Source organism: Asticcacaulis sp., assembly GCA_024707255.1.
Lineage (GTDB): Bacteria > Pseudomonadota > Alphaproteobacteria > Caulobacterales > Caulobacteraceae > Asticcacaulis.
This window is the reverse complement of record JANQAC010000001.1, coordinates 464,450-480,225: the sequence shown is the minus strand read 5'-3', so window position 1 is coordinate 480,225 and position 15,776 is coordinate 464,450. Positions and strand designations below refer to the sequence as shown.

Genomic DNA, 15,776 nt, shown 5'->3' with positions numbered 1-15,776 from the left:
ATTGTAAGATCAATCTTGAGGGGCTGGGCACCGGGCTTCATCAGGGAACGAAGGATTCCCTGAACGCCCGATGATCAGCCCGGCAGTCCTTTTCGTCCATCAAATTCATGGCCGTGATCTTTACGCATACGCCGTGATCGCTTCGAGACGAGTGGATGGCAAATCCGCTAATTTTTGAAATAGGACTCATAGATCGCTTCATCGACCAGATTCAGATTGGCCTGGAAGATATCGATGAACTCATGTAGGCCGGCCGAAATGATGTGGCTGGTGTCGGAACGATGCAGGGTCTTGCAAAGCGTCTCCATTTCGCGCGTGGCCTGGCTGGGTTCGTCCATGTCCGGCGTCAGGGTATCCAGAGCCGCGGCGGCGTTTTCCAGACAGAACTGCACCGAACGCGGGAAGGCTTTCGAGAACAGCAGGAACTGGGTCACGTCCTTGTAGTTGATGGTGTGAAACTGCTGGCGGTACATTTCCAGCGCATTGACCGATTTCAGCACCGCGCCCCACTGGACGGCGTCATAGGCGCTGTCCTTCCAGACATCGTTGTGGGGCAGCAGCAGGAAGTATTTCACATCGAGCAGACGGGCCGTCTTGTCGGCGCGTTCCAGCATCTGGCCCATATGGGCGAACTGCCAGCCCATGTCGCGGCTCATGGTGTTGTGCATCAGGCCGGTAAACAGGTGTCCCGACTGGCGGATTTCGCGGTAATAGTCCTGAAGATCGGCCACTGAGCGCTTGCGGCTCTGGCTCTGGGTCAGGTGATAGATTTCGTTTATCTTTTCCCACATCTCGACCGGAATGACCTCGCGCACCGTGCGGGCGTTCTCGCGGGCGCGGAAGATACATTGCAGGATCGAATTGGGGTTGCTCTGGTCGAAGGTCATGAACCTGACCACGGCGCGCTCATCCGCCTGCCTGTAACGCCGGGTGAAGTCCTCGTCATCGCCGGAGGTGGCGACCAGCGGATACCATTGCGCCGCGTTCTGATCGAGGGCGAGGTCAAGCATCAGGTGGGTATTGACATCGATGAAGCGCGCCACGCAGTCGGCGCGTTCGAGGTAGCGGGCCATCCAGTAGATGGAGTTGGCGACACGGCTCAGCATCAATTGGCCTCCCCTTCGTCTTCCAGCACCCAGGTATCCTTCGAGCCACCGCCCTCGCTGGAATTGACCACCAGCGAGCCCTTCTTGAGCGCCACGCGCGTCAGGCCGCCGGGGAGGGTGAATATCTCCTCGCCATAGAGCGAGTAGGGCCGGAAATCGACATGACGGCCTTCGATGCTGTTGCCGATCAGAGTGGGCGCGCGGGACAGCGACAGGGTCGGCTGGGCGATATAGTCGCGCGGTTTGGCCTTGATCAGGGCGGCGAATTCCTTCTGTTCGGCCTTGGTGGATTTGGGGCCGATCAGCATTCCGTAGCCGCCGGAAAGATTGACCGCCTTGACCACCAGCTTGTCGAGATTGGCCAGCACGTATTCGCGGTCGGTGTCGTCTTCGCAGATATAGGTCGGCACATTGTTGGCGATGGCGTCCTCGCCGAGATAGTATTTGATGATCTTCGGCACATAGGCATAGATCGCCTTGTCGTCGGCAATGCCGGTGCCAGGTGCATTGGCGAGCGCCACATTGCCCTTGCGGTAGGCGCCCATAATGCCGGGAACGCCAAGCAGCGACTCTTTGCGGAAAATCTGCGGGTCAAGGAATTCGTCGTCGATACGGCGATAGATGACATCGACCTGTTTCAAGCCTTCGGTGGTGCGCATGTAGACGATATCGTCCTCGACCACGAGATCGGAACCCTGCGCCAGCGGCACACCCATCTGCTGCGCGAGATAGGCGTGCTCAAAATAGGCGGAATTATAGATACCGGGCGTCAGCACGATGATATTGGGATCATCTTTCCCGTGCGGCGCGATGTGCTTCAGCGTCTTGTATAGATGATCACCGTAGTCCGACACCGGGCGGATCTTCAGCGTGTGAAAGGCCGCCGGCAGTATGCGCTTGAGCACGGCCCGGTTTTCAAGCACGTAGGAAATGCCTGACGGACAACGCAGATTGTCTTCCAGCACATAGAACTCGCCGTCGCCGTCACGCACGAAGTCCGTGCCGGAAATATGCGTCCAGACGCCTTTCGGCGGCTTCAAACCTTCGCAGGGCTTGAGGTAGCAGGCCGAGGAGAAGATCAGTTCGGCCGGAATCACCTTGTCCTTGAGGATTTTCTGGTCGTTGTAGATGTCCTGGATGAAGAGATTCAATGCCGTGATGCGCTGGGCGATGCCGCGTTCCAGCTTCGCCCAGTCGGCGCCCGAGACCATGCGCGGGATGATATCGAAAGGCAGGATCTTCTCGGTGCCCTTCTTGTCGCCATAGACATTGAAGGTGTTGCCGGACTGATAAAGGATGTCCTCGGCCAGTTTCTGCCGCCGTTTTAGTTCGGCGCGGCTGAGCGTATCCAGTTGCGCCACCAGCGGGCGGGCGCCCGGATGGGCCACGCCGTTATCGGCAAAAAGCTCGTCATAGAAGCCATCGGTCTTGTAGGTTTCCAGCGCCACGTTTTAATCCGGTAATAAAATCGCCTCAGGACCAGATACGCGGGCATGAGGCAGGGTGCTTACTCTTTGCCTTGTCGCGCTTTTTAATCCGAAAAGTGCGTCACACTTTTTGGAAAGCGCTCATCCAAAAACCTCATTCATCGTGACCTGGACCCGCAAGGTTTCCTTGCCGCCGCCGCGGTAGATCGTGCCCGCCGTGGGGGTGGCATCCAGGTAGTTCCGGCCGCAGGCGACGCGGATATGGTCCTGCGTCACCAATATGCCGTTAGTAGGGTCGAAGCCGCGCCAGCCGAGATAGGGGATATAGATTTCCACCCAGGCGTGGCTGGCGTCGGACTGCATCTTGTTTTCATAGTCGGCGCCGGTGAAGACGTAGCCGACCCGATAGCGCGCCGGGATGCCGAGCAGACGCGCCAGGCAGATGAACAGGTTGGCGAAATCCTGACAGACACCCTCGCGCGAGGCATAGACATCGAACGGCGTCGTCTTCAGCGAGGTCGAACCCGGTACGTAACGGAAATCGCGGTAGATGGTCTGGTTGATGTCGTTAAGCGTGTCAATCAGATGGCGGCCGTTGCGTTCGGCGAAGCTCATGGCGTAGACTAGGAGTTCGGAAATCTGGGTCTCCGGCAGTTCGGGCGAGCGCAGATAGGGCTCCATCATCACCTGCTGCCACGGCATAAGCGACAGCGGAATGAAATGCTGGCGCTTTTCCGGTGACAGATCGTCAGCGGACCGGCCATAGATCTTGACCAGCGAGCGGCAGGAAATGGTCAGCTTCTTGTACGGCTTGATGATGCTGTAATGGATGGTCTGGTTGCCGAAGACATCTTCGAAACGCATGTCCTCGCCCTCGGCGGAAATGCTGAGCGTGGAATTGACCACTTCCTGCAGCGCGTCCTCCATCGGCATCAGGCGGAAGCTGTGCGTCGAGTGCTCGACCTCCTGTTCGTAGGTATATTCGGTCGAGTGGGTGACGTCGTACAGCCGGTAGGTGAGGGGCGAGCCGTCCGGCGCGTGGGTGAGCGAACGCGCATTGAGGATGTTGTGCTGCACCGCCTTCATCTGTTGCAGGGATTGCAGGATGGAGAGCTGCTGGGCCTGGGCCTGCTGGTCGGCGAACAGGTTGGGCTGGATCGTGCGCGCGCCCTGCAGGTGGCCTTCCTGCTCATGCACCGGCTGCTGGGCGGGCTGGGTCTTGCTGTCCTTCTTGTTGGTCCAGACCATAGCGCCGCGGCGGGCGATGATCAGTTGCCCCTTCTGCATCGGCTTCCAGTCGCCTTCGCGGAACGGCGAGGAGCAGAAGACCAGGCCGGTACGGAAGGTGTCGCGCGGATTGTTGAGCGCGAAGGAGGCGGAGTCTGAATGATAGCCCCGCTCGTCATGCGGCGGCGTCAGGCGGCCGTAATACAGGTTGCTTTCTGACTGGGAGCCGTAGAAGGCGGCGACGCTGGTTCCATCCGAGATCACCATGTCGGCGCTGCCCATGTCATCCAGTTGCAGGAACCAGCTCAAAAGCACCTGATGATCGACGTCGGCAAGCGTCCGGGCGCCGTAATCCTGCACCTTGCCGAGCAGGAAGCAAAAGGCCAGCTCTGAATCCGTGCGGCCCATCGGTTCGAGGAAGATCGACTTGTTGAAATGCAGTTTCTGCATGGCGGTCTTGTCGAGATCGCCATTGTGCATGAACACCCAGTCCTGACCGGCAAAGCTGCGCGAGAACGGCTGGGTCTCTAAATGGGTATAGCCGGAAGCGGCGCCGCGCACCTTGCAGAAGAAGACGGTGGAACGGAAGCTGTCCCAGTCGTGCATGGCGCCGTGCAGGGATTTGGTGTCGCGCGCCGAGGGGTCTTTCGCCACAATGGCGGCCTTGGTGTCACCCGGATACCAGGTCAGGCCCCAGCCCAGTGTGTGCTCGCCCTTCACGTCCGCCTTGCGGAACTTGAGGTCGATCGCCGGCGAACTCAAACCGTCGAAACTGAAAGCCAGGATGTCACTCGAAATCGCGCTCAAAGAAATTGCTTCCCATGCTGCCCCAGTGAAAAAGCGTCTTTTTCACGTATTGTTGCATTGCAACTAGACTTTTTTAATTTGCGGCTGTCTAGTCCCTAAAGACTTGTAGATGACACTTTTTTTGCGATTCCGTAACTGTGTTGTTACGGCTTCACCGGAAGGATTCGATGAGTATTCTGGCTGCGCTGCATCATGTATCGGATTATCGCTATGATCGACCGATCAGTCTCGGCCCCCAGGTCATTCGTCTGCGTCCCGCGCCGCATACCCGTGCGCATGTGCAGTCCTACGCGCTCAAGGTCGAGCCGGCCAACCACTTCATCAACTGGCAGCAGGACCCTTTCGGCAACTGGCTGGCCCGCATCATCTTTCCGGAAAAGACCTCGTCCTTCAAGGTGACGGTCGATCTGGTGCTGGAGATCAAGGTCTTCAATCCGTTTGACTTTTTTCTTGAAGATACGGCGATGACCTTCCCCTTCGCCTATTCCGACGCGCTGAAGGAAGAACTGGCGCCCTATCTGGAGGTCAAGGAAAGCGATCCGGTCCTGATGGACTATGTGGCGTCCATTTCCGACGAGACGATGGGCACGGTCGATTTCCTCGTCGCCTTCAACCAGAAGCTCAATGCCGACCTGAAATATACCCTGCGTATGGAAGCCGGGGTACAGGCGCCGGCCGAGACGCTGAACCTGTTGCAGGGCTCTTGCCGTGATATGGCTTGGCTGGCCTGCCAGGTGCTGCGCCACAAGGGGCTGGCGACGCGTTTTGTCTCCGGCTATTCGATCCAGCTCAAGGCCGATGTGGAGTCGCTCGATGGGCCTTCCGGCGTATCGGAGGATGTCACCGACCTGCACGCCTGGTACGAGGTCTATCTGCCGGGCGCCGGCTGGATCGGGCTTGACGCCACATCCGGCATGTTCACCGGCGAAGGCCATATTCCGCTGTGCTGCGCGCCGAACCCAACCTCGGCCGCGCCAATCAGCGGGGCGCACGAACAGGCGGAGTCGACATTCGCGCACGAGATGAGCGTGACGCGTATCTATGAGAGCCGTCGCGTGACGCGGCCCTATTCGGAAGCCGAATGGGCCGATATCGACACGCTGGGTGGCAAGGTCGATGAAAAGCTTGTGGCGCAGGATGTGCGCCTGACCATGGGTGGTGAGCCGACTTTTGTCAGTCTCGATGACCGGTTGGGGGATGAGTGGCACTTCTCGGCGCTTTCCGATGCCAAGAAGAAGCTGGGCTATGACCTGTTCCAGCGGTTATCTGGGCGCTTCGCTAACGGCGCACTGGCGCAGCACGCGCAAGGGAAGTGGTATCCGGGTGAAATCCTGCCGCGCTGGGCGATGAATATGTACTGGCGTAATGACGGGCAGCCGATCTGGCTCGATCAGTCGTTATTGGCCGATCCGGAAGTGAAGGGCGATGCCACACCGGACATGGCGGGCGTGTTTCTGCGCCATCTGGCCAGCGCCTTGGCTGTCGGTGGAGACTATGTGCTGCCCGCCTATGAGGATATTCCGTACCTGCTCTGGAAGGAGCAGCGTATCCCGCTGGAAGGCGAAATGCTCAAGGCGGACGTATTCGAGGCCGCCGAACGCAAACGCCTGCAAGCCAGGCTGGATGAGAATGTCGGCAAGCCCACGGGCTATGTCCTGCCTCTGGCCTTTTCGGCCAAGACGGATAGCTGGCTGAGCAATGCGTGGAAGTTCCGTACTGACAAGATGATGCTGCTACCGGGGGATTCGCCGGTCGGCCTGCGCCTGCCTCTGGGGGCGCTGCCGTTTGTCGATCAGGCTCTGGTGGATGAGCATCTGTTTCCACCGCGTTCGCCTTTTGCCGAGACGGAACCGCTGGCGGATGCTGAGAAGGTGGTTGAGACGTATAAAGCCATTCTTTTTTCTCCTCCCCCGCTTCGCCAAGAGGCTCGCAAGGGAGGAGAAATTGATCCTAACGGCCTGATCCGCTCCGCCATCTGCGCCGAGATGCGCAACGGCACTCTGTTCCTCTTCCTGCCGCCGCTCAGCTATATCGAACATTATCTCGACCTGATCCACGCCATCGAAGCCGTGGCGTCAGTGCTGAAAACCCCGGTTATCATCGAAGGGTATTCGCCGCCGCGCGACCATCGCGTCGAAAGCATGTCGGTCACGCCCGACCCCGGCGTGATCGAGGTCAATATCCAGCCGGCACGCTCCTGGCCGGAGTTGAAATCGATCATCACCACGGTCTACGAGGAGGCGACGCAGGCTCGCCTGGTCGCCGACAAGTTCATGATCGACGGCAAGCGTGTCGGCACCGGTGGCGGCAACCATATTGTCATGGGGGCGTCTAAGCCGGAAGATAGCCCCTTTCTGCGCCGGCCGGATGTGCTGGCCTCGATGATACGCTTCTGGCAGAACCATCCCTCGCTCAGCTATCTCTTTTCCGGCCTCTATATCGGGCCGACCTCGCAGGCGCCGCGCATCGACGAGGCGCGCCACGAGAGCCTCTACGAACTGGAAATCGCGCTTAAATCCATTCCGATTGGCGGGGAGGTTTCGCCCTGGCTGGTTGATCGCCTGCTGCGCAACCTGCTGGTCGACCTGACCGGCAATACCCACCGCGCCGAGTTCTGCATCGACAAGCTTTACTCGCCGGACAGCGATCGCGGCCGTCTGGGGTTGTTAGAGATGCGCGGCTTCGAGATGTCGCCGCATCCGCAGATGAACCTGATCCAGGCCCTGCTGATTCGTGCTCTGGTGGCGGCCTTCTGGCAGACACCCTACACTGCGCCGCTGGTGCGCTGGGGCACGCAACTGCACGACCGTTTCATGCTCGGCCACTATGTCCACGAAGACATGATGGAGGTGCTGCCTTATCTGCGCGGCAGCGGGTTCAGTTTCTCGCCGGACTGGTTCATTCCCTTCTTCGACTTTCGTTTCCCTACGGTCGGCACCGTGCAGATCGGCGACATTACGCTGGAACTGAAAAACGCGCTGGAGCCCTGGCCGGTGATGGGGGAGGAACAGAGCGGGGGCGGCACCTCGCGTGGCGTGGATTCCTCGGTCGAGCGCATGGAAATCCGGCTGAAGGGAGCGGTCTCCTCCCAGCATGTCGTCACCTGCAACGGCCTGCGCCTGCCGCTTTCAGCGACGCGCGACGGCAATATCCAGGTGGCCGGCATCCGCTACAAGGCGTGGAATCCGTGGTCTTCCCTACATCCCAACCTGCCGGTCAATACGCCGCTGAAGTTCGATGTGCTCGATACGCGGCTGGCCCGGTCACTCGGCGGCTGCAAATACCACGTCATGCACCCCGGCGGGCGCAATTACGACACTCTGCCGCTGAACGAGAACGAGGCCGAGGGCCGCCGGCTGTCGCGCTTCGAGGCCCCGACCCATACGGCTGGCAGGGTAAAGATCCCGCCGCTGGTCATTAATCCGGACTATCCGCATACGCTTGATCTGAGGTGGAAACCTTAGGCCGGCTTCCAGTCTTGCAGCCGCTCCTGCACCTCACGCAGGTGTTTCGGTGACCAGTTCTCCGAGACGCGGCGCAGCTTGTCGCGGGCGGTGTCGCGCCCCTTGCGCACGGCCTGGGCGTACCAAAAATAGGCGTTCTCCCGGCTGTGGGCTTCGCCGGCGCTGCCGAAATAGCTGTCGCCGACTCTTTCCAGCGCCTCCGTATCGCCTTTCAGTGCCGCCTGACGGTAAAGCTGTGCGGCCCTGACCGGCTCCGGCTTGCCCTTGAAGCCCAGCAGATAGAGATCGCCCAAATGTTTCATGGCGCCCGCATGACCGCCTCGCGCCGCCGCTTCGAAATAGTCCGCGGCCCGGTCGAGATCGGCCGTGATGCCCATGCCGTAGCGGTATTGGTAGCCGGCATAGAACAGGGCGTCCAGGTTGCCTTCCGCCGCCTGCCGGACATGCAGTTTCCATGCCTTGTGATAGGCGCGGTCGGCCTTGTCGGCGAAGCCGTAGCCCTTGTGATGACGGTTATGGATTTCCGCCATCTTGAGCCAGGCATAGCCGTTGTTGTTGCGGGCATCGCGGCGGTAGATATCCAGCGCCCGATGCACGAACTGACGCGCCCGGCCGGGATCATGCGAGGCGCCGCCCGTGCCTTTTTCGAGCATGTCGGCGCAATCAATACAGGCCCGGGCATTGCCTTTGCGCGCCTTGCGCCATGCCAACAGGTAAGGGGTGGGCTTACGAGAAAACTGGAGGCGTTCCGGCCACAGGTCGCGGATTGCCAGAACCAGGGTAACCACACACACAAGCATCAGCCCGGCGTAAAAAAGCGTCGGATTGATGCCGTCAAATAGACCGTGGCTGAAGGGATCGGACATGCGGCAGGCTAATCACCTCGCGCGGTAAATTTCGATGGATTTGTCACGCGTCATCTATAAGAAATGACTAAACGGTCGGCGGTCTCAGTTTTGCCGCAAGGCGCCGGTTTAGTGTCGGGATTGACATATTTGGGAGGGTGATATGCGTAAAATCTTACTTATGACCGTTGTGGCGGGCCTGGCCCTGGCGGGTACTGCTTCTGCCCAGACGGTGGCGCCGCAAGCCTCGCCCTATGACCGCGCACCGTGGTGGATGAAGGAAAGCGTCATTACCCAGACGGGTTACGTCTTTACCGAAATCCCCGCCAACCGCGCCAATTTTTCCGCCACCTTCCTGACGGTGGCCGATACGGCCGAAAAGGCGCAGAACCTGGCCATTGCCCAGACCAAGGGCCTCAATCAGGCGCTGGACAAGCTCGGCAAGGACAAGGTGCGGATCAGCACCAGCTTCTCCATGCGCGCGCTTTATGAGCAGTACCGCGACAAGAACGGCAACCGCATCGAGGATCAGCGCGGCGACAAGATCGAAAAGTATCAGGTGTCGCTGAACCTTTCGGTCGAGGTGCGCGATACCGCCCTGCTGGAACGCGCCTATGCGCTGGTTCTGGCGGCGGCGCCGACCTCATCGACCCCGATCAATTTCAATCTCCAGCCCGATAACGAGACCAATACCTGGCTCTATACCGAAGCGGTGAAGGACGCCCATACCCGCGCCCTGCAATCGGCGGCGGCGGCGGGCGGCAAGCTGAGCGGTATCAAGGTGATTGATCCGACCGGTCGCGCCTGTGAGACGGATATCCTGGCGCGGGCACCGGATGGTTCATACGATAACACGCAGGCGCAGGAAGTTGCTTATGAGAGCCGCGCTTATGCGTCTGCACCGCCACCACCGCCTATGGTAGCCCCTGCCGCCATGGCCGATATGGGAGGATATGCGCCGGGCTCCGCCGAATATTTGGAAGCCAAGGCCCTGCAAAATCCATTTATCCAGACACCGCCGCTGCAAAGGCTGGAGGCGAAAGCCTGCGTGGTCTACGGCCTGAACTGATCCAGTCTTGAAATAAACCTATTGCGGCGCAATATAAGTCCCGGTTTCATTTGTGAGGTCGGGATTTTGTGTCATGTCGTTTGAAAAAGTCTCCCCCGCACCCGCTGCCCTGACCGCCGCCTATGACCAGACCGTCCTGGTCCTTCAGGGCGGCGGCGCGCTTGGCGCCTACCAGGCCGGCGCCTATGAAGTGCTGCATGAAAATGGCGTCGAGCCGGACTGGGTGGCCGGTATCTCGATCGGCGCCATAAACGCCGCCATCATCGCCGGCAATGCGCCGGAAAACCGCATTTCCCACCTGCGGCAGTTCTGGAAGGATATCGCCACCGTCATGCCGGGTGAAAGCCTGGCCCGCACGCACGATATCAGTGACTTCACCTTCCGGCAGATGAGCGGATTTCTGGGCCTGACGGCCGGCGTGCAGAATTTCTACCGGCCGTGGTTTCTGCCACCCTGGTTCAACAGGCCCGGCACGCCGGAAGCGACCAGCTTTTATGACACGGCGCCTCTGCGCGAAAGCCTTGAGCGTCATGTCGATTTCGACCGCATCAATTCAGGCCCCATGCGCCTGAGTCTTGGGGCGGTCCATATCAAGTCGGGTAACTTCGTCTATTTCGACAGCGGCGACCGCCGGATCGGCCCGGAGCATGTCATGGCCAGCGCCGCCCTGCCGCCGGGCTTTCCGGCCGTGCATATCGATGGTGAAGCCTACTGGGATGGCGGACTGGTCTCTAATACGCCGCTGTCCTATGTGCTTGATGCCGGGGTGGCCAAGGACACGCTGATCTTCCAGATCGACCTCTTCAGCGCCGAAGGGCCGGAACCGGCCACCATGGACGAGGTGCAGGAGCGGATGAAGGACATCACCTATTCCAGCCGGACGCGCCTCAATACCGACGCCTTCCTGGAGAAATACCGCCTGCGCCAGGCGGTGCGCGAACTGGCGAAATATGTGCCGGCGGACGTGCTGGAAAGCCTGTGCGGCAGCGACGAACCGACCGATCTCTACAGCGGGCGGGTCAGCCTGGTCCACATCATCAACCGGGCCAACCGCCGCGAGATCCAGTCGAAGGACTATGAGTTCTGGCGTGCCTCACTGGAGGAGCACTGGCATGACGGCCGCCATGACGCCGGTATCGCCGTGGCCGAAACAAGCTGGCGGACCTTCAGCGATCCTGATGCCGGCCTTGCGATTTATGACTATATCCGACCGGAATCGCACAAAAAGCGCGTCAAACTGTGGCCATGATGCCGCAGGTGCGTGGCAATGGTGTTGCAATGCGATAATATGGTTCGCTCCATACTGGCAGAATTTGGCCTGACGATCCATATACTCGCCATAACGAACGGCGAGATACGTCATGAAACCTTATCCTCTTGTCAGCCTTGCGGCCCTGCTGGTCTTTTCATCGCCTGTGTTGGCGCAGACCTCCGGCATATTGCCGCCGCAAGCCGTGGCCGATCAGAATAAAAAGGCCGAAACCGCCGATATCGCCACCTTGCAGATTCAGGCGCAGGCCGGAGATGTGAAAGCCCAGGTGCAACTGGCCGACGACTATTTCACCGGTAATGGCATAGGTCAGGATTATGCCAAGGCGTTCGACTGGTACAAGAAGGCGGCCAATGCCGGAAATCCGGAAGCCCAGACCGAACTGGGGCTGATGTATGCCAAGGGCTATGATGTCACGCCAGTCGATTACAAGGAAGCCCTCCACTGGACGCGCATCGCCGCCGAGCAGGGCTATGTCGGGGCGCAGTATAATCTGGGCGTCGCCTATGATAACGGCCTGGGGGTCGAGGCCGATCTGAAAACCGCCTTCGACTGGTATCTGAAGGCGGCGCGGCAGGGCTATGATATCGCCCAGTTCAATGTCGCTACCATGTTCGAGGCGGGGCAGGGCGTGCTTCAGGATCTCGCTTCGGCGCGTGACTGGTATCAAAAGGCCGCCGACCAGGGCAATGCACCGGCGCGCTACAATCTCGGCAACATGTACCTGACCGGGCATGGCGTCGACAAGGATACGGCCAAAGGGCTGGGCCTGGTGGAAGCCTCGGCGAAACAGGGCTTCCCCTTGGCGCAAAGCCGCATGGCCGGTCTCTACTATGTCGGCGAAATCGTGCCGCAGGACAGGGTGAAAGCCTATGCCTGGGCGCTGCTGGCGGCCGGTGACGGCGATCCCGACGGGCAGAACCTGATGAAGACCATAGACGGCAGCCACCTGCTGAATGAGGCCGATATGCGCCAGGCCTCGGCTTTGGCCGATACCTACGCTTCGGCGCAGTAAGCGAAGTTATCCGATATCCGCAATTGCCCCTTTCCGGACTCGCGGAAACAGCGTACATCCTTATGCGGGCGTGCGGTGTTATCTGGTGGATTCGGCAGGTTGAACTCGCCCCTGTCGTGCGTCATCCGCCGGTGCAGGGAGCTTCCTCATGAAAAAGGCATTCGCCGAACTGATCGGCACATTCGTACTCGTATTCTTCGGTTGCGGTTCGGCGGTCTTCGCCGGTGACCAGGCGGGCATGTTGCCGCTGGGGATCGCCTTCGCCTTTGGCCTGGCCATCGTTGCCATGGCCTATGGCATCGGGCCGGTGTCCGGCTGTCATGTCAATCCGGCGGTGTCGCTGGGGGCTTTCATCGCCGGGCGCATGACCGTCAAAGATCTGCTGGTTTATGTGATTTCACAATGCGTCGGCGCCATTCTTGGCGCGGCGGTACTATACGCCATCCTCTCCGGCAAGCTGGGTGGCTATGATGTCGCTGTCAGCGGCCTGGGGCAAAACGGCTGGGGCGCGGGATATCAGGGAGGTTATGGCGTCGGCGCGGCCTTTACGTTTGAGGTGGTGGCAACCTTTATCTTCCTGGTCGTCATACTGGGCTCGACCCATAAGCTGGCGCCGGTCGGTTTTGCCGGACTGGCCATCGGCCTGACGCTTACGGTCATTCATATCGTCGGTATTCGCATCACCGGTGTGTCGGTCAATCCGGCGCGCAGCTTAGGCCCGGCGCTGTTTGTCGGCGGACAGGCGCTTTCGCAGTTGTGGCTGTTTATCGTGGCCCCACTGATCGGCGCGGCGGTGGCGGGGCTTCTGTTCCGCTTCGGCATATTGGAAGGCAAGGCCTGAAGACACGAAATGGTAAAACAAAAAGCGCCGGCCCTTGGCGGGTCCGGCGCTTTTTCGTTTCGGGAATGGTGGGCGCTACAGGGATTGAACCTGTGACCCCTACCATGTCAAGGTAGTGCTCTCCCGCTGAGCTAAGCGCCCATTCCCGAAGAGACCGGGTGTATAGCCAAGCCCTTGCCGCTTAGCAAGCGCCGAAATCCCTTTTTTCGGGGAAAAGTGAAAAACCGCATTTAAGCGGCAATAAGCCTTTCGACTTCCGTTACGATTTCCCTGAGATGCACGGGCTTTTCCAGCACCTTGGCGTTTGGGGAGGCTTTCTGGGCATTAAGTGCCACGGCCGCGAAGCCGGTGATGAACATGATCTTGAGATCGGGCTGCAACTGGGCGGCGCGCTTGGCCACTTCGATGCCATCGGCGCCGGGCATGACGATGTCGGTCAGCAGAAGATCGTAAGGGCCCTGGTCAAGGGCCAGGATAGCGGTGTCGCCGTCAGGGCAACTCACCACCTCATAGCCGGCGCGCTGCAGGGCACGCGACAGGAAGCTGCGGACGGAATCCTCATCTTCGGCAAGGAGAATCTTCTTCATCGGATCGGTCATGTAAAACCCCCAAGGCGCCCTTATCATATGCGCCTTGGCGCAGAAGTCACCATGTTTGCAGGTGGAATGTAAATTAGGGGTGAAGACGTGGCAGGAATGTCCTACTAAAGTGCTAATATGAGCGATCTCCTCCCGACACCCTGGCATCTTGTGCACAGTCCCGATCATGCGCCGATCGTGGTCAGGCCGCGCGAGGCCAGCCGGCTGGTCTACAGCCTGCCGCACAGTGGGCGCTATTATCCACAAAGCTTTATCGCCGAGGCAAGGCAATCGCCGCAAGGCCTGCGTGTCAGCGAGGATGCTTTTGTCGATGACCTGGTGGGTATCACGCCCGAACTCGGCGTCTACGGACTGACCAGCCGGTATGCGCGCGCCTTCTGCGATGTCAATCGCAATGCGCTGGAACTCGATGCCCGGCTGATACGTGGTGAGCTGCCCAGGGCAGCGCTTGCCTTGAGCGCGCGCGTCAAGGCCGGTTTCGGCGTTATCGCCCGCCGCCTGAGCGCGGAAGAGGACATTTATCGCCAGCCGCTCAATATGGAAGAGGTTAATCGCCGGCTCGATCTGATCCACCGGCCTTATCACGAGGCGCTGAAAGGTTTGCTGGCGGAGGCGCGCCGAACCGGACCGGCCATACTGATCGACTGGCACTCCATGCCGAGCGCCGCCCTCAATCAGTTTCGCAATGGGGAGCCAAAGCCGGATATCGTGCTGGGAAACCGTCACGGTGAAACCTGTTCCGAAAGTCTGGTCCGGCGCGTTCGGGGCGTCCTGGAGGGGGCGGGACTGCGTGTCGGGCTCAATAAACCCTTCGCCGGCGGCTATATTGTTGAAACCTACGGCCGGCCCGCGGCGGGAATCGAAGCCCTGCAGATCGAGATCAACCGCGCCATCTATATGGATGAAGACCGGCTCGAACCACACGCGGGCGCCATCCGTCTGCGGACGATTTTCCGCAAGCTGACGGACACGCTCAAAAGCCTGTAGGGTAACGGTTTTGTGATGACACCGGTTTCTGTTTTTGGCCAAAAAAAGCCGCGCTCTACGGCGCGGCCAAGTTTACAGGGAGGAAACGCCCAGGAAGGGCATCAGCGCCAGGAAGGCGCCGAACGGGTTCAATTTAGTTTGCGGTGCGAAAGAATACAAGTCGAAATGTAACATAATATGATCACATATCGTTACAATTCGAGCCGGTGCCGGGGTTTGCGCGTGAGGCACTAAGTTAATAGCCGCCTTGCGCATTGTGCGGTGCCGCATTTTTATCCTTGGTCTGGAGTTCCGCGGCGATGGGGCGCGGCGGGGTCGGGTAGGGATGTTCTTCCAGCAGTTCACGCAATTGCCGCAGGCCCCGCGCCGATTGCGAGCGCGACTGCCGCCAGCCGAGCAGAGCGACGGCGCCTATGCTGGCAAGGGCGAGATAGATCGGTCCCCACAACCAGGCGGTGGCGGCCAGGGAAAAGTAATAGGCGCGCACGCCCTGCGAGAAACTGGTCATCGCCGGTTCGAGCACATTGGTAATGGCATTAGTGAACTTGGCGGCCGTATCGACATCCATGTTTTCCGGCAGGGAGCCCATGGCGGCGGCGCAGTAATTCATCTGGCGCAGGGCCCAGATGAAATCGAGCAGGCCGCGCGACAGGCAGATGAGCACAAGGGCCATCTTGATCTGGAAAAGCTGGGTAGAGGAGACATCGAGGCCGAGGGTCGTCAGCGACTTCAGCGGCAGGTGCCCGCCGAACAGGACGCCGGCGACCGCCGCGATCAGCAGCAGGTTGGCCGACGAAAAATTGGTGGCCGAATTGACCGCGTGGGCCATCAGGTTGGAATCGTAGAGCTTGACCTCGCGCACGGTCATTTCCCTCATCCAGGCCCGGCGCACCACGCTCAGATCCTTGGTGATGAGGCCGCGGCTTTTGGATATCCGGCGCAGGAAAGGTTCATAGCCCAGCCAGCAGAACATGAAGATGACAAGGCCGGCTATATCGAGCGGGCTGTCCTGCGCGGCGCGTACCAGGGTATTCAGGATGGACATTGGAATGCCTGTGAAGCGAAGATGTGGCTTTTAATGACACTTTATAAGTGTCTTTGCCGGGCTTCGTCATGTGA

General features: G+C 59.9%; 12 protein-coding genes and 1 tRNA gene. 6 read left to right on the top strand and 7 right to left on the bottom strand.

The window, feature by feature from the left end; translation table 11 throughout:
- Positions 1 to 167 precede the first annotated feature (167 nt).
- The 3 genes from NVV72_02405 to NVV72_02395 form a co-directional block, all read right to left on the bottom strand.
- A complete protein-coding gene (locus NVV72_02405) occupies positions 168 to 1,106 on the bottom strand; it encodes an alpha-E domain-containing protein (GenBank protein MCR6658235.1) in 939 nt (312 codons plus the stop codon).
- Positions 1,106 to 2,554 carry a circularly permuted type 2 ATP-grasp protein gene (locus NVV72_02400; protein MCR6658234.1) on the bottom strand — a complete coding sequence of 483 codons (1,449 nt, stop codon included), beginning with the start codon at positions 2,552 to 2,554 and terminating at the stop codon, positions 1,106 to 1,108. The genes NVV72_02405 and NVV72_02400 overlap by 1 nt, the downstream gene beginning before the upstream one ends.
- A gap of 120 nt (positions 2,555 to 2,674) precedes the next feature.
- On the bottom strand, positions 2,675 to 4,567 hold the full coding sequence (locus tag NVV72_02395) for a class II glutamine amidotransferase (protein ID MCR6658233.1): 1,893 nt from the start codon (positions 4,565 to 4,567) through the stop codon (positions 2,675 to 2,677).
- 167 nt (positions 4,568 to 4,734) lie between these two features.
- On the opposite strand from NVV72_02395, the gene NVV72_02390 reads away from it, so the two are divergent.
- Complete coding sequence (locus NVV72_02390) at positions 4,735 to 8,031, top strand: transglutaminase family protein (protein ID MCR6658232.1); 3,297 nt, start codon at positions 4,735 to 4,737, stop codon at positions 8,029 to 8,031.
- Here NVV72_02390 and NVV72_02385 read toward each other — a convergent pair.
- The gene (locus NVV72_02385; protein ID MCR6658231.1) at positions 8,028 to 8,897 is read right to left on the bottom strand and encodes a sel1 repeat family protein; all 870 of its coding nucleotides are present in this window, start codon (positions 8,895 to 8,897) and stop codon (positions 8,028 to 8,030) included. The genes NVV72_02390 and NVV72_02385 overlap by 4 nt on opposite strands.
- Positions 8,898 to 9,039: 142 nt before the next feature.
- Between NVV72_02385 and NVV72_02380 the strand changes: the two genes are divergently transcribed.
- The 4 genes from NVV72_02380 to aqpZ all read left to right on the top strand — a co-directional run bounded on the left by NVV72_02380 (position 9,040) and on the right by aqpZ (position 13,071).
- Entirely contained in the window at positions 9,040 to 9,945 is a 906-nt protein-coding gene (locus tag NVV72_02380; protein MCR6658230.1) for an SIMPL domain-containing protein, read from the top strand.
- Between the two features lie 73 nt (positions 9,946 to 10,018).
- The gene (locus NVV72_02375; protein ID MCR6658229.1) at positions 10,019 to 11,194 is read left to right on the top strand and encodes a patatin-like phospholipase family protein; all 1,176 of its coding nucleotides are present in this window, start codon (positions 10,019 to 10,021) and stop codon (positions 11,192 to 11,194) included.
- 112 nt (positions 11,195 to 11,306) lie between these two features.
- Complete coding sequence (locus NVV72_02370) at positions 11,307 to 12,230, top strand: sel1 repeat family protein (protein ID MCR6658228.1); 924 nt, start codon at positions 11,307 to 11,309, stop codon at positions 12,228 to 12,230.
- Positions 12,231 to 12,378: 148 nt separating this feature from the next.
- Positions 12,379 to 13,071: an aquaporin Z gene (gene aqpZ / locus NVV72_02365; GenBank protein ID MCR6658227.1), complete on the top strand. Its 693-nt coding sequence runs from the start codon at positions 12,379 to 12,381 to the stop codon at positions 13,069 to 13,071.
- A 66-nt stretch (positions 13,072 to 13,137) separates the two neighbouring features.
- On the opposite strand, the gene NVV72_02360 is transcribed toward aqpZ, so the two are convergent.
- Both NVV72_02360 and NVV72_02355 read right to left on the bottom strand, forming a co-directional pair.
- Positions 13,138 to 13,212: transfer RNA gene (locus NVV72_02360), tRNA-Val, on the bottom strand.
- 89 nt (positions 13,213 to 13,301) lie between these two features.
- Positions 13,302 to 13,658 (bottom strand): response regulator, encoded by a 357-nt coding sequence (locus tag NVV72_02355; GenBank protein ID MCR6658226.1) that lies wholly within the window; start codon positions 13,656 to 13,658, stop codon positions 13,302 to 13,304.
- Positions 13,659 to 13,787: 129 nt separating this feature from the next.
- Here NVV72_02355 and NVV72_02350 point away from each other — a divergent pair, with 129 nt between their 5' ends.
- On the top strand, positions 13,788 to 14,657 hold the full coding sequence (locus tag NVV72_02350) for an N-formylglutamate amidohydrolase (GenBank protein ID MCR6658225.1): 870 nt from the start codon (positions 13,788 to 13,790) through the stop codon (positions 14,655 to 14,657).
- Between the two features lie 235 nt (positions 14,658 to 14,892).
- On the opposite strand, the gene NVV72_02345 is transcribed toward NVV72_02350, so the two are convergent.
- Complete coding sequence (locus NVV72_02345) at positions 14,893 to 15,702, bottom strand: DUF599 family protein (GenBank protein ID MCR6658224.1); 810 nt, start codon at positions 15,700 to 15,702, stop codon at positions 14,893 to 14,895.
- Positions 15,703 to 15,776: the final 74 nt, after the last annotated feature.